This is a genomic window from Nocardiopsis sp. JB363 (genome assembly GCF_900143625.1).
Classification (GTDB): domain Bacteria; phylum Actinomycetota; class Actinomycetes; order Streptosporangiales; family Streptosporangiaceae; genus Nocardiopsis.
On record NZ_FRFF01000103.1, the window covers coordinates 22770 to 37231 of the forward strand.

General features: G+C 70.6%; 12 protein-coding genes. 10 read left to right on the forward strand and 2 right to left on the reverse strand.

Annotated elements, in window-relative coordinates:
- The first annotated feature begins 44 nt into the window (after positions 1-44).
- The 3 genes from BQ8420_RS15275 (at position 45) to BQ8420_RS15285 (ending at position 4290) form a co-directional block, all read left to right on the forward strand.
- A complete protein-coding gene (locus BQ8420_RS15275; protein ID WP_087099665.1) occupies positions 45-884 on the forward strand; it encodes a GNAT family N-acetyltransferase in 840 nt (279 codons plus the stop codon).
- Positions 885-942: 58 nt separating this feature from the next.
- Positions 943-2985 carry a phosphate acetyltransferase gene (gene pta, locus BQ8420_RS15280; RefSeq protein WP_087099667.1) on the forward strand — a complete coding sequence of 681 codons (2043 nt, stop codon included), beginning with the start codon at positions 943-945 and terminating at the stop codon, positions 2983-2985.
- A gap of 66 nt (positions 2986-3051) precedes the next feature.
- The gene (locus BQ8420_RS15285; RefSeq protein WP_087099669.1) at positions 3052-4290 is read left to right on the forward strand and encodes a Bcr/CflA family efflux MFS transporter; all 1239 of its coding nucleotides are present in this window, start codon (positions 3052-3054) and stop codon (positions 4288-4290) included.
- On the opposite strand, the gene BQ8420_RS15290 is transcribed toward BQ8420_RS15285, so the two are convergent.
- Entirely contained in the window at positions 4287-5456 is a 1170-nt protein-coding gene (locus tag BQ8420_RS15290; protein ID WP_235006233.1) for an exo-alpha-sialidase, read from the reverse strand. The genes BQ8420_RS15285 and BQ8420_RS15290 overlap by 4 nt on opposite strands.
- A 50-nt stretch (positions 5457-5506) precedes the next feature.
- Complete coding sequence (locus tag BQ8420_RS15295) at positions 5507-6256, reverse strand: FadR/GntR family transcriptional regulator (RefSeq protein ID WP_087099673.1); 750 nt, start codon at positions 6254-6256, stop codon at positions 5507-5509.
- Positions 6257-6373: 117 nt separating this feature from the next.
- On the opposite strand from BQ8420_RS15295, the gene BQ8420_RS15300 reads away from it, so the two are divergent.
- The 7 genes from BQ8420_RS15300 (at position 6374) to BQ8420_RS15330 (ending at position 14444) form a co-directional block, all read left to right on the forward strand.
- On the forward strand, positions 6374-7957 hold the full coding sequence (locus tag BQ8420_RS15300) for an ABC transporter substrate-binding protein (RefSeq protein ID WP_235006234.1): 1584 nt from the start codon (positions 6374-6376) through the stop codon (positions 7955-7957).
- A 70-nt stretch (positions 7958-8027) separates the two neighbouring features.
- Positions 8028-8978 carry an ABC transporter permease gene (locus BQ8420_RS15305; RefSeq protein ID WP_087099675.1) on the forward strand — a complete coding sequence of 317 codons (951 nt, stop codon included), beginning with the start codon at positions 8028-8030 and terminating at the stop codon, positions 8976-8978.
- 4 nt (positions 8979-8982) lie between these two features.
- Positions 8983-10941, forward strand: coding sequence for a dipeptide/oligopeptide/nickel ABC transporter permease/ATP-binding protein (locus BQ8420_RS15310; protein ID WP_087099677.1), 1959 nt, complete (start codon positions 8983-8985; stop codon positions 10939-10941).
- Positions 10938-11918, forward strand: a complete 981-nt coding sequence (locus BQ8420_RS15315; protein ID WP_200815950.1) for an ABC transporter ATP-binding protein — start codon at positions 10938-10940, stop codon at positions 11916-11918. Before BQ8420_RS15310 ends, BQ8420_RS15315 begins: the two co-directional genes overlap by 4 nt.
- The gene (locus BQ8420_RS15320) at positions 11915-12844 is read left to right on the forward strand and encodes a dihydrodipicolinate synthase family protein (RefSeq protein ID WP_087099679.1); all 930 of its coding nucleotides are present in this window, start codon (positions 11915-11917) and stop codon (positions 12842-12844) included. Before BQ8420_RS15315 ends, BQ8420_RS15320 begins: the two co-directional genes overlap by 4 nt.
- Complete coding sequence (locus BQ8420_RS15325) at positions 12841-13773, forward strand: ROK family protein (protein WP_087099681.1); 933 nt, start codon at positions 12841-12843, stop codon at positions 13771-13773. The genes BQ8420_RS15320 and BQ8420_RS15325 overlap by 4 nt, the downstream gene beginning before the upstream one ends.
- Positions 13770-14444 carry an N-acetylmannosamine-6-phosphate 2-epimerase gene (locus BQ8420_RS15330; protein ID WP_087099683.1) on the forward strand — a complete coding sequence of 225 codons (675 nt, stop codon included), beginning with the start codon at positions 13770-13772 and terminating at the stop codon, positions 14442-14444. Before BQ8420_RS15325 ends, BQ8420_RS15330 begins: the two co-directional genes overlap by 4 nt.
- The last annotated feature ends 18 nt before the right edge of the window (positions 14445-14462 follow it).

Below are 14462 nucleotides of genomic sequence, written 5' to 3' on the forward strand. Positions count from 1 at the left end.
GCCCGGTGACCGTTCCCGGTCACCGGGGATATGGGGGAGATGCGATGCTGCGGACCTCACCGGTTCGAATTCTGGGCGAACGCGACCGGGAGGCCGTCCGAACGCTCTTGGACACCGACCCCGTCGGTAACGTCTTCGTCGCCTCACGCCTGATGACCACCGGGATCTCCGGTGTGGGCGGCGCCGAGGTGTGGGGGCACGTCGAGAGGGGCCGACTGACGGCGCTCTGCTATTCGGGCGCCAACCTGGTCCCGGTCAACGCCGGCCCGGCCGCCATTCGCAGCTTCGCCGATCACGCCCGTTGGCGCGGTCGCCGCTGTTCCTCGATCGTCGGTCCCGTGGAGGCGGTCAGCGACTTCTGGCAGCAGGTCGAGCCCGCCTGGGGACCCGCCCGAACGATCCGTGCCAGCCAACCCGTCCTGGAGATCGACGGACCACCGGCCGTGCCCGCCGATCCGCTGGTGCGTCGTGTGCGCGTCAGCGAGATCAACACCCTGGTGCCGGCCTGTGTCGCGATGTTCACCGAGGAGGTCGGCGTCCCACCGGACGCCGGTGGCGGAGGAGCGCTCTACCGGGCCAGGGTCGAGGAACTCGTGCGCACCGGACGCGCCTTCGCCCGCATCGAGGACGGCCGGGTCGTGTTCAAGGCCGAGATCGGCGCCGTCACCCGGCACGCCTGTCAGGTACAGGGCGTGTGGGTCCACCCGGACCTGCGTGGACGAGGACATTCCAGGGCGGGCATGGCCGCCGTGGTGAACTACGCCCTCGCCGAGATCGCGCCCCGGGTGACCCTGTACGTCAACGACTTCAACGCACCGGCCCGAGCCACCTACGGCAGGGTCGGTTTCCGCCAGGTCGGCGAGGTCATGTCCGTGCTCTTCTGACCCGCGCATCCTTCCGCCACCCATCGATCCGTCCGCCCCCGAACAGATTGGGGTTTCGATGACCGGGGTCTACATCGCCTCCAGCGATGCCGAGAGCGACAAGAGGACCGTCGCGCTCGGCCTGACCGAACTACTCGCCGGGACGGTGGACACCATCGGTGTGTTCCGGCCCATCGTGGCCGAACACGGGCGTGACCCGCTGGTGGAGACCCTGCGCCGCCGGTACGAGATCACCGACCCCTACGAGGACTGCGTGGGGGTTTCCTACCGGCGCGTGCACTCCGCTCCGGAGGAGGCGATGGCGGAGATCGTCGCGTCCTACGCCAGGTTGGCCGCCCGGCGTAGCGCCGTCGTGGTCGTGGGCACGGACTACACCGACGTCGGCACACCCACCGAGTTCGCGTTCAACGCCCGGGTCGCCGCCAACCTCGGCGTCCCCGTCCTGCTGATGGTGTCGGGGGAGGGCCGGAACGCCTCCGGTGTGCGCAGCGAGATCGCCGTGGTGCAGGCCGAACTCGCCCGCGAACACGCCACCCGGATCACCACCGTCGTCGACGGGGTGGCCCCCGGCCGGGTGGCGGAACTACGCGAGCGTCTGGAGGGGATCGCCTACGTCCTGCCCGACGTTCCCGGGATCGGCGCGCCCACCGTGCGCGACCTACAGGACGCCTGCGACGGCCGGTTGCTGTTCGGCGAGGGCGCCCGGTTGACCCGCGACACCTCCGGGCTGGAGATCGCGACGATGTCCCTGCCCGGACTCCTGGACCGGTTGAGCGCCGACCGGCTCGTCCTGCTCTCCGCCGACCGCGCGGGCTCCCTCCTGCCGGCCCTGGTGGCCGCCCATTCCTCACCCGACTTCCCCTCCCTGGCCGGGGTGCTGCTCACCGGCGACACCGAGATGCCCGAACCCGTCTGGCGGCTCCTCACCGGGATGAACGTGCGCTTGCCCGTCCTCGCCACGTCCCTGGACACCTACGCCGCCGCCACCCGCCTCTCCTCGGTCAGGGGCGGCCTCACTCCGCTTCCGGACAAGAAGGTCGAGTCGGCCGTCGCGGCCTTCGGTTCCGCCTTGGACGGGCCGGAACTCCTGGCCCGGCTGCGGGTGAGCCGCAGCGAGTCCGTCACTCCGCTCATGTTCGAGCACACGCTCCTGGAACGGGCCCGAGGCGACCGCCGCCGGGTCGTCCTGCCCGAGGGCACCGACGAACGAGTGCTGCGCGCCGCCGACCTGCTTCTGCGCCGGAACGTCGTCGACCTCACCCTCTTGGGCCCCGCGCGCAAGATCAGGGCGCGGGCCGGTGAGCTGGGCGTGGATCTGACCGGGGTCGACATCATCGACCCCGAACACTCCGAGCTGCGGGAGCGCTTCGCCCGGGAGTACGCCTCGCTGCGCGCGCACAAGGGCGTCACCGTGGAGCTGGCCCGGGACACCGTCGCGGAGGTGTCCTACTTCGGCACCCTGATGGTGCACTGCGGCCTGGCCGACGGCATGGTGTCCGGCGCACGGCACACCACCGCGCAGACCATCCGGCCCTCCTTCGAGATCCTGCGGTCCGGCCTGGTCTCCAGCGTGTTCTTCATGTGCCTGGCCGACCGGGTGCTGGTCTACGGCGACTGCGCCGTGGTGCCCGACCCCACCGCCGAACAACTCGCCGAGATCGCCGCGAGCTCGGCCGACACCGCGGCCCGCTTCGGGGTCGACCCGAGGGTGGCGATGCTGTCCTACTCCACCGGTGCCTCCGGCGGCGGCGCCGACGTGGAGAAGGTGCGGGAGGCCACCGAAATGGTCCGCGAGGCCCGCCCCGACCTGGAATTGGAGGGGCCCATCCAGTACGACGCGGCGATCGACCCCGCCGTGGCACGGGCCAAACTGCCCGACAGCCGGGTCGCCGGGCACGCCACCGTGTTCGTCGTACCGGATCTCAACACCGGCAACACCCTCTACAAGGGGGTGCAGCGCAGCGCCGGCGCGGTCGCCGTCGGTCCGGTCCTGCAGGGGCTGCGCAAACCCGTCAACGATCTCTCCCGCGGGGCCACCGTGCGCGACATCGTCAACACCGTCGCCATCACCGCCGTCCAGGCGCAGGAGCCCCGTACCTGACGGATCGGTGTCAGATCGGGGAACCGGCCCGGGACTCGCCCGGGCCGGCCCGGTTACGGTGGTCGGATGCTCCGCAACCCGACCGGTCGCGCCCGTCTCGGGTTGGCCCTTCTGCTCGCCCTGCTCACGGTGTTGGGCCCGCTCAACATCGACATGTACCTTCCGGCGTTTCCGGAGATCTCCGCGGACCTGGGCGCCAACGCCTCCCAGGTCCAGCTGAGCCTCACCACCTGTCTGGTCGGGCTCGCCGTCGGCCAGGTGGTGATCGGCCCCGTCAGCGACGCCCGCGGTCGGCGCGGCCCGTTGTTGGTGTGCGTCGCCTTGTTCGTCCTGGCCTCGGCGCTGTGCGCGCTCGCGCCGAACACGGCGATGCTGGTGCTGGGCCGGTTCTTGCAGGGCTTCACGGCGAGCGCGGGCGTGGTGTTGTCGCGAGCGGTCGTACGCGACGTCTTCGACGGGCCCGCCCTCACCCGCTTCTTCGCGCTGATCATGGTGGTCGTCGCGGTGGCGCCCATGGTCGCGCCGATCCTGGGCGGCGGTGTGCTGTGGCTATCCTTCACCGACTGGCGGTCCATCTTCTGGACGCTGGCCCTGGTGGGCGTGGTGATCGTGGCGGTGGTGGCCGCGCGGCTGCCCGAGACCCTGCCGACCGAACGGCGTATCCCCGGCACCCTGCGCGGGAGCCTGAGCGCGATGGGCGCCCTGCTGCGGGACCGCCGCTACCTGGGGTTCACGCTCGTCGTCGGCCTGCTGCACGGCGGCAGCTTCGCGTACGTGGCCGGGACTCCGTTCGTCTACCAGGACCTGTACGGAGTGTCCCCGCAGGTGTTCGGGGTGCTGTTCGGGATCAACGGGATCGCGATCATCCTGGGCAGCGCCGCGGTGGGCCGCCTCGGTGAACGTTTCGGTGAACGGTCCCTGTTGTACGTCGCCGTGGTCACCGCCGTCGCGGCCACCGGTATCGTGCTGGCCGCCGCGCTCCTCCAGGGACCGTTGGCGCTGCTGGTGGTACCGATCTTCGTCTACATGACCTGCATGGGCATGGTCCTGACGGGTTCCTTCGCGCTGGCGATGGAGGGCCAGGAGAACCGGGCGGGCAGCGCCGGGTCACTGCTGGGCGCGCTGCCCATGTTCATCGGCGCGGTCGTGGCGCCGTTGGTGGGGCTGGACGAGACCACCGCCGTGCCCATGGGCGCGCTGCTGTTCGGCACCTCGGCCCTGGGCCTGCTGGTGATGGCCACCATGACCCGCCCCCGGGTCCCGAAGGTCCCGAGGGCGGGGCCAGGTGAGGCTCGGATGCCCTAACAGTCCTCTTCCAACCAGGCGGAGTTGAATCGCAGGAACGTGATGTGCTCGACGTCCCCGCGCTCGTAGAGGACACCGAACTCGTCGTTGCCCAGGGGCACGATCGTGGAGTAGGCGGCCGCGCCGCGGTCGATGGCCCTGGCCACCGGCCAGGTCTCACCGTCGTCGCAGGACATGTTGACCGTCAGGTTCTCCCGCGAGCTCTCGTGTCTGGTGTTGGTGAACAGGAGCTTGTGCGCCCGGTCCGTGCCCTCCTCGGCGTCGGCGTCGTAGCGGATCAGGCCGGCGTTGTTGGTGGGGTCGATCAGTTCGTGGTCGGGGACCGGGTCGCCGTAGGTCTCGCCGCCGTCCTCGGAGTAGGCGATCAGGCGGTAGGGGCCCTCGGGGGTGCGGCTGTTGAGCATGACGCGACCGTCGGCCAGCTCCACGGTCTTGTTCTCGTCCATGCCCGGTCCCACGGGTTCTCCGGCCTGCCAGGTCTCCCCGTGGTCGTCGCTGTAGACGCTCACGGCGTAGATCCCGTCACCGGAGTCGTAGGCGTACTGCTGGACCAGGCGACCGTCGGAGAGCTGGATGCCGGTGCCGGACGAGGCGAAGATCCCGAACCAGGAGGGGTCCTTGACGTCCTCGGTGATGCGCCGGGTCTTCCAGGTCTGTCCGCCGTCGTCGGAGTAGGAGTAGTCGGTGTGGAGGATGTCCTGGCTGTCGTTGGAGTTGCCGTCGGCGGAGTTGAAGAACCCGACCCCGTCGGGGCCGTGGGCGTGGAACATGAACAGGCGGCCGGTCTCACGGTCCAGGAGCAGGCTGGGGTCGCCCGCGCCGACGCCGTCGTCGTAGTCGAGGACCACCTGGGGTTCGGTCCAGGTGCGTCCCTTGTCGTGGCTGCGACGGACCATGAGGTCGAGGTCGCCGGGCAGGTCGGAGGCGTTGTCGTTGCGTCGGTCGTAGGCGGCGACCAGCGTGCCGTCCTCCAGCACTTCGAGGGCGGGGATGCGCCAGGTATGGGCGCCGTCTCCCGCGCTGGCCAGGTCGACGCGCTCGATGATCGGTTCGGCCGCGGTCGTGTGGGGGTCCGGGGGCGCGTCATCGGCTGCGGCGGGTGAGACCAGGGCGGCGGTGACGGCCAGGCCCACAGCCATGACGACGGGACTCGCGTGCTTTCTCATGGATGCCTCCGGTAGGGGGTGGAGGCATCGGACATCAGACGTCTAGGACGTTAAGCGTCGGGGGTGTCGTGGTCAACCCCTGTCGTGGCGGGTTTTTCGAGGAGATGGAGGATCGGGGCGTAGTGGTCGGCCACGGCCGCCACGAACTCGGAGAGGTCCCCTTGGCGCGCGGCGTCGATGATCGCCCGGTGCGCGGCGGCGGTCTCGCGGGCGTCCTCCTCCGTGGAGAGCAGCAGCGGAGCCACGACCGCCTGCACGTCCCAGAAGGCCCCGGTGAGCTGGGTGACCAGCTGGTTGTCCAGGGGCGCCAGCAGCATCAGGTGGAACGCGCGGTCCTCATCCACGAAGCTCTCGCCGCGTTCGGCGGCCTCCTCCATCCGGATGACCAGGTCCCCGAGACTCTGGTGCTGTTCCTCGTCGTACCCCTTGATGATCTCTCCGCCCAGACCCTGTTCGAGGACCTTGCGAACAGTGACCAGTTCATAGAGGGTCGCGAGGTCGTCTCCGCTGCTCAGGCGGCCACGAAAGGTCAGGCTTTCGACCAGGGAGTTGAGCGACAGCCGCCCCACGTAGGTGCCGTGTCCGTGTCGGACCTCGACTATGTCCAGGGCACTGAGGCGTTTTATGGCCTCGCGGACGCTGGAGCGGCTCGCGCCGAGCTCGGAGCACAGTTCGGTCTCGGTGGGCAGCGGGTCGCCGGGGGTCAGGCCGTTGCGAAGGATGAAGTTCTTGATCTGCTCCGTAACCTCATGACCGCGCAGAGTGTTCCGGGGGGCCGGCTTGGTCAATTCCTCGGTCAACGTATTGACCCCTTTCCTGTTTGGTGCTTAGAGTCACACCCTACAGGCATCGGACATCAGACGTCATATGCCGGTCCCCCGAGGTCTGTTCTTCCCCCCCCCCGACAAGGAGTGCTCGTGTCCCTCTTCGACCCCGGTGCCATGGAGCGCCGGAACTTTCTCCATTTGGTCGGTGCCACAGGCGCCGCCGCGGCCCTGGCCGGTTCGCTCAGCGCCTGCGGTGCTTCCTCGGGGGGAGGAGGCGGGGGCTCCTCGAATCGCATCGAGGCCGGCCTGTCCTACACGCTCTCCACCGGTTTCGACCCCATGACCGCGACCGGAGCCCTGCCCCAGGCCGCCAACCTGCACATCTTCGAGGCCTTGGTCGACCTGGACCCGGTGACCCGAGAGCCCTACGCCGCGCTCGCCGCCGACATGCCCGAACAGGTCGACGACACGACCCTGCGCGTCACCCTCCGGGAGGAGGCGGCCTTCCACAACGGGGACCCCGTCGCGGCCGAGGACGTGGTCTACAGCTTCGAGCGGGTGCTCGACCCCGAGAACAACTCGCTGATGGCACAGTTCATCTCCTTCGTCGAGGAGGTGACGGAGGTCGACGAGAGCACCGTGGAGATCGTCCTCAAGCACCCCTTCGCGCTCGCGGTCGAACGGCTCGGCATCATCAAGATCGTGCCCAAGGCTCTCGTGGAGGCTGACCAGCAGGCGTTCGACTCCGCGCCCGTCGGCTCCGGCCCCTACAAGCTGGTGTCGGCGACCGCCTCGGACAGCATCACCTTCGAGCGGTGGGAGGCCTACAACGGCCCGCGCGAGGCACTCGCCGAGGAGATGGTGTGGATGCTGCTGGACGACCCCAGCGCCCGCGTCACCGCGCTCCAGTCCGGCCGGGTCAGCGTGATCGAGGACGTGCCCTACCTCGACGCCGACGCGTTGGAGGGCACCTCGACCGTCGAGCAGGAGCAGTCGTTCGGCCTGCTGTTCCTCATGTTCCACTGCGCCGAGAAGCCCTTCGACGACAAGCGGGTCCGCCAGGCCCTGCACTACGCCATCGACCACGACAAGATCATCGAGACCGCGATGCTGGGCGGCGCGTCGGCGGCCACCGGGTTCCTGCCCGAGACGCACCCCGACTACCGGGAGGCGGCCACGGTCTACCGGCACGACCCCGACCGGGCCCGGGAACTGTTGGCGGAGGCGGGGGTCGAGGGACTGGAGATCGAACTCGTCGCCACCAACACCGGCTGGGTCAAGGACGTGGTCCCGCTCATCAAGGAGAGCTGGGACGCGGTGGGCGTGACCACCACCCTCGACATCGGTGAGTCGGGCGGTCAGTACGCCAACAAGGTCGAGAGCGGCAAGTTCCGCGCCATGGTCGCCCCCGGTGACCCGTCCGTCTTCGGCAACGACGTCGACCTGCTGCTGCGCTGGTTCTACGACGGTCAGTGGCCGACGAGCTACTACTACTGGTCCGACACCGAAGAGGCCGACCAGGTCCTCGAACTCCTCGACGAGGCCGTCCGGACCGGCGACGAGGCGGCGCGCGCCGACCTGTGGGCGGAGACGATCGACCTCATCGCCGATGAGGTGCCCCTCTACCCGATCCTGCACCGCAAGCTGACCACCGCTTGGAACGACGACGCGCTGGAAGGGTTCCGGCCGATCAACACCACCGGCTTGTCCTTCCTGGACGTCGGCCCGGCCTGACCTCGACCCCGGGGCCGGATCCACCCGATCGGATCCGGCCCCTGCCCGCTCCACGAGGAGAGAAACCCCGATGCGCGTCTTCATGCGCCTCGCCCTGCGCAGAGCACTGGTCCTACCGGTGATGCTCCTGGGCGTCTCCCTGCTGGTCTTCGTGATCCTTCAGTTCTCACCGAACGATCCCGCCTACAACGCCCTGGGCGTCGGCGCCAGCGAGGAGGCCCGTGCCGCCTACGCCGCGGAACACGGACTCGATCAGCCACTACCCGTCCGTTACATCGACTTCCTCGTGCGGGCGCTCCAGGGCGACCTGGGGATGACCGCGCCCCCGGCCACCCCGGTGGTCGACCGGATCGCGGAGTCCTTCCCGCTCACCCTGGAACTCACCATGACGGGTATGGGCGGCGCGATCGTGTTCGCCCTGGTCATGGGGCTCACCGGCGCCCTGTGGCGGGACCGCTGGCCCGACCAGGTCACCCGTGTCCTGTCCATCACCTGCGTGGCGCTCCCGCCGTTCTGGTTGGCGATCCTGCTCATCCAGCAGTTCTCTCTGGGACTCGGGCTCCTGCCCACCGGTGGCTACACCGCGCCGGTCGACTCCTTCTCCGGTTGGGTCATGACCATGACCCTGCCGACCATCGCGGTGGCGATCCCCATCGGCGCGCAGCTCTCACGGCTGGTGCGCACCTCGATGGTGGAGGAACTCGACCGCGACTACGTCCGCACCGCGACCGGGAACGGCCTGCCCCGGTGGCTGGTGCTGCGGAGCGCCCTGCGCAACGCGCTGATCACACCGTTGACGGTGCTGGGGTGGCGGTTCGGCTACGCGCTCGGTGGCGCGGTGGTCATCGAGACCATCTTCGACCTGCCCGGCATGGGCCAACTCCTGCTCACGGGGGTGACCAACGCCGACGTCGCCCTCGTTCAAGGCGCCGTACTCACGGTCGCCGTCGCCCTGTTGGTCGTCAACCTCGTGATCGACCTGCTCTACGTCGTCGTCAACCCACGGATCCGAGAGGTGTGATCACGTGCGCCCACGACTCGCGGACCGCCTGACCGGGCTCTCCAAGCCCTCCAGGAAAAGCCGCCTGTCCCTCGCCGCGAGGGTCTCCCTCGTGGTGATGCTGGCGATCTGCGTCATCGCGATCGCCGCACCCCTGTTCGTCCAGAACCCACTGGCCACGGGCGCTCCGGCCCAACCACCCGGACCCGACCACTGGTTCGGTACCGACCGGGCCGGACGCGACGTCCTCTCCCGGGTCGTGCACGGGGCGCGGTACTCCCTGCTGATCGGCATCGGGTCCACCCTGCTGGCCCTGCTCGTGGGCGGGGTGCTCGGCGGTATCGCCGCCACCTCCCACAAGATCATCGACGAGTCGATCATGCGCGTGCTGGACGTGCTCATGGCGTTCCCCGGGATCGCCCTGGCCGCCGTGCTGGTCGCGGTCTTCGGCAGTGGCATCCCCGTCCTCGTCTTCGCCATCGCGATCATCTACGTGCCCTCGCTGGCCAGGGTCGTACGCGCCAACGTCCTGACCCAGTACGGCGAGGACTACGTCGCCGCCGAACGCCTGATCGGGGCCCGCCGCCACTACGTGCTGATCAAGCACGTCGCGATCAACTGCGCGGCGCCGGTCATGGTGTTCACGACCATCCTGGTGGCCGACGCGATCGTCTACGAGGCCAGCCTGGCCTTCATCGGCGCCGGCATCCAGGACCCCTTGCCCAGCTGGGGCAACGTCATCTCCTACGGGCGTCAGCTCCTGCTGTCCGGCGGCTGGTGGGCCACCTTCTTCCCCGGCCTGGCCATCCTGCTCACGGTGCTGGCCCTGAACATCCTCTCCGAAGGACTCACCGACGCCTGGGCCGCGCCCAAGGCCGCGGTGCGCAGCGGAGGCACCGACACCGAGGCCGCCCAGGCCACCGCCGACGTCCCCGCCGAGGACGACGACCGGACGGAGGTCCTGGCCCGCCTCGCCACGGTCGTCCAGGAACGAGACGACGCGGTACCGCCGGTCGCCGAGGACGCGCCCACGCTGCTTTCCGTGCGCGACCTGCGCATCGGGTTCCCCGGAAGCCACGGCGACGTGTCCGTGGTCGACGGGCTCTCCTTCGACGTCCGCGCCGGAGAGACCCTCGGCCTGGTCGGCGAGTCCGGCTGCGGCAAGAGCCTCACCAGCCTCGCCCTGATGGGCCTCCTGCCCCGCCAGGCCCAGGTGGAGGGCAGCATCCTCTACGACGGGAAGGACCTGCTGCCCCTCTCCCCGAGGGAACGGCGCTCCTACTCCGGGCCCGAACTGGCGATGGTCTACCAGGACGCCATGTCGTCCCTGAACCCCTCGGTCCTGGTCGGCACCCAGCTGCGCCAGCTCACCCGCCGCGGTGGCGACCAGAGTCCGGCCGAACTCCTGGACCTGGTCGGGCTCAGCCCCGACCGCACCATGCGCAGCTACCCGCACGAACTCTCCGGCGGACAACGCCAACGCGTGCTCATCGCCATGGCGCTCTCCCGCAAGCCGCGGCTGCTCATCGCCGACGAGCCGACCACGGCCCTGGACGTCACCGTCCAGGCCCAGGTGGTGGAACTGCTCGGGCGCCTCAGGGACGAACTCGGCTTCGCGATGGTGCTGGTCTCGCACGACCTCGCCCTGGTCGCGGAGATGTCCCACCGTGTCGCCGTCATGTACGCGGGCCAGCTCGCCGAGATCGGGCCCGTCCGCGACCTGCTCACCCGGCCACGCCACCACTACGCGCGGGGGATGCTCGGCTCGGTCCTGTCCCTGGAGGCCGGGGCCGAACGCCTCCACCAGATCCCCGGGGTCGTGCCCGCCGCACAGGACTTCGGAGCGGGCTGCCGCTTCGCCGGACGCTGCGCCGCCGTCACCCCCGACTGCCTGACCACACCACCCGCCCTGACCGTCGACGGTCCCGGCCACGAGTACGCCTGCCTGCATCCCGCGCCGGCGTCGAAGGGGGTCCTGCTGTGACCGAACCGATCGTGGAACTCGACGGGGTGCACGTCGTCCACACCGCCCGCACCGGGGGGATGTTCCGCCGTGACCGTGTCCACGCCCTGACCGAGGCCACCGCGACCATCGCGCGAGGCGAGGTCCTGGGCATCGTCGGTGAGTCCGGCTGTGGGAAGTCGACCCTGGCCAAGGTGGCCACCGGACTACAACGTCCCACCCACGGAACCGTCCGTTTCCGTGGCGAGGACCTGTGGGCGATGCCCACCTCACGCCGCAGACGGGAGTTCGGTTCGGCGATGGGCGTGGTCTTCCAAGACCCCTCGACCGCGCTCAACCCGCGCATGTCGGTCCGCGGGATCCTGCGGGACCCGCTCGACGTCCACCGCCGAGGCACCTCCGGCGAACGTGAGGCGCGCGTCGACGAACTCATCGATCTGGTCGGCCTGCCCGGACACGTGGGCGACGCCGTCCCGGCCCAGCTGTCGGGAGGCCAACGACAGCGCGTCGCCGTGGCCCGCGCACTGGCCCTGCAACCGGACGTGGTGGTCGCCGACGAACCGACCAGTGCCCTGGACGTGTCCGTCCGCGCACAGGTGCTCAACCTGCTCGTCGACCTCAGGTCCCGCCTGGGCCTGGGCATGGTGTTCGTGTCCCACGACATCCAGACCGTCCGCCACCTCGCCGACCGGATCGCCGTGATGTACCTCGGACGGATCGTCGAGGAGGGGCCCGCCGCGCAGATCGTGGCCGAACCCCGCCACCCCTACACCCGCGCCCTGTTCTCCGCCACACCGAGCCTGATGCGGCGCTCGGAACGGATCATCCTGCGCGGGCCCGTACCCTCCGCCACCGCACCGCCCACCGGCTGTCCCTTCCGCACCCGCTGCTGGAAGGCGACCGACGCCTGCGCCGAGACGTTCCCGGCCGGCGACTCCGACAACGGACACACATGGAACTGCGTCCACCCCGAATCGAACGCGAGGAGCACCGCATGAGTCAGCGCACGCCTAAGTACACGGGCGTGGTCCCGCCGATCGTGACCCCCCTGGACACGAACGGCGAGGTCGACACCGTGTCGCTGGAGCGGCTGGTCGGCTCCCTGCTCACCGCGGGGGTGTCCGGGATCTTCGCCCTGGGCAGCTCCGGTGAGTCCGCGTACCTGACCGACGCCCAGCGCGACACCGTCCTGGACACGGTCGTCGGCGCGGTGTCGGGACGAGTCCCGGTCATGGCCGGGTGCATCGAGACCACGACCAACAGGGTCGTGGAACGGGCCGACGCCGCTGCCAAGCAGGGGGCCGACGCCCTGGTCGTGACCGCGCCCTTCTACACGCGTACGCACCCCACCGAGGTGGACCGCCACTTCCGGATGGTGCGGTCACGGACCGAACTGCCGATCCTCGCCTACGACGTCCCGGTGTCGGTGCACAGCAAGCTGTCCGCGGACGAGGTCCTCCAGCTGGCCGCCGACGGGGTGGTCGACGGGGTCAAGGACTCCAGCGGGGACGACCCGGGCCTTCGCGACCTGGTGATCGGCAGTCGGGAGATCCCCGGTTTCTCCGTGCTCACCGGGCACGAGGCCGTGGTCGACGCCATGATGCTCATGGGAGCCGACGGTGCGGTCCCCGGGCTGGGCAACGTCGACCCCGCCGGGTACGTGCGGCTGATGGCGGCCTGCCTCGCCGGCGACTGGGAGACCGCCCGACGCGAGCAGGAACGCCTGATCAGGCTGTTCCGCATCGTCCGCGCCGCCGACCCCGCCACCGCGGGTGGATCCACCGCCGGGCTCGGAGCGTTCAAGTGCGCGCTCGCCCTCCTCGGCGTCATCGACAACGCCGTGCCGGCGCCTCCGATGCGTCCCTTCACCGACGAGGAGACCTGGCGCGTGCGCGCGGTCCTGGAGGAGGTCGAGCTGCTGTGAACCGGGTCGCCGTGGCCCTGGACATCGGGGGCACCAAGACCGCGGCGGCCACGGTCACCGCCGACGGGGCCGTTCTCACCCGCGCCAAGCGCCCCACCCCGGCCGCGCGGGGGGCTCGGGCTGTGCTCGACAACGCGGTCGAGCTGGCCCGTGAAGTGGGCGTCGGCCACGAGGTCGTCGGGGTCGGTGTCGGCAGCGCCGGGGTCGTCGACCCCGACACCGGACTGGTGCGTTCGGCCACGGACGCCCTCCCGGGGTGGGCCGGCACCGACCTCCGCGGACACCTGACCACGGAACTGGGAGCACCGGTGGCCGTGGCCAACGACGTCCATGCCCACGCCCTGGGGGAGTACCTCTGGGGCGCGGCCCGGGGAGGTTCGACGGTCCTGTTGGTGGCCGTCGGCACCGGGGTCGGCGGTGCCCTGCTGTGCGAAGGACGGATCCACAGCGGGGCCCGCGCGGCCGCCGGTCACGCCGGACACGTGCCCGTGGCCGCCGCGGCCGGCCGTCACTGCCCGTGCGGCGCCGAGGGCCACGTCGAGTCGGTCGCCTCCGGTCCCGCCCTGGTCGCCGAGTACACCGAACGCGGTGGTGGCGCCGTGACGCGCCTGGAGGAGGTCGTGGCGCTGGCGGACCGTGACCCGGTGGCCCGCTCCGTACTGGTCGACGGGGCCACTGCCCTGGGGTCGGCGCTGGCCGGCCTGGCCAACGTGTTCGACCCCGACGTGATCGTGGTCGGGGGCGGCGTCGCCGGCGCGGGACCCGACTGGTGGTCGGCGCTGACCGAGGAGACCGAACGCGGCCTGGTCCCGGCGCTGCGAGGACTCCCGGTGGTCCCCGCGGCACTGGGAGCGGACGCCGCCCTTCTCGGCGCCGCCCACCTGGCGTGGCGGGAAGTGGAGAAGACGACGTGGGAGGAACGACGATGACGAACGTGCTGGAGCGACTCCGATCGGGGGTGGTGGTCTCCTGCCAGGCCTACCCGGGGGAACCCATGCGCGACCCGGACACGATGGCCCGGGTGGCGCGGTCCGCGCACGATGGTGGCGCGGTGGGGATCCGGGCCCAAGGGCTCGCCGACCTGGCCCGGATCCGGACGGCCACCGACCTGCCGCTGATCGGACTGGTCAAGGAGGGTTCGACCGGGGTCGTGATCACCCCGACCCTGGGCCTGGCGCTGGAGGTGGCGCGCGCCGGCGCCGACATCGTGGCGATCGACGCGACCGGCCGTCCGCGGCCGGACGGGAGCACCACCGCCGACATCGTCCGCGCGGTGCACGAGGAGACGGGCCGGATGGTCATGGCCGACGTCGCGACGCACGAGGAGGGCGTCGCCGCGGTGGCGGCGGGGGCGGACCTGGTGGGCACCACCCTGTCCGGCTACACCCCCACCACGACCCGTGGGGAGGGGCCCGACCTGGACCTGGTGGAGAGCCTCTCCGGAGCCTTGGACGTGCCGGTCCTGGCCGAGGGACGCGTCCACCGACCCGAACAGGTCACCGAGGCGTTGCGCCGTGGCGCCTTCGCGGTGGTCGTCGGCACGGCGATCACCCACCCGGCGACCCTGACCGGCTGGTTCGTGGCCGCCGCGCACACCTGACGGGGGCACGCGAATAAG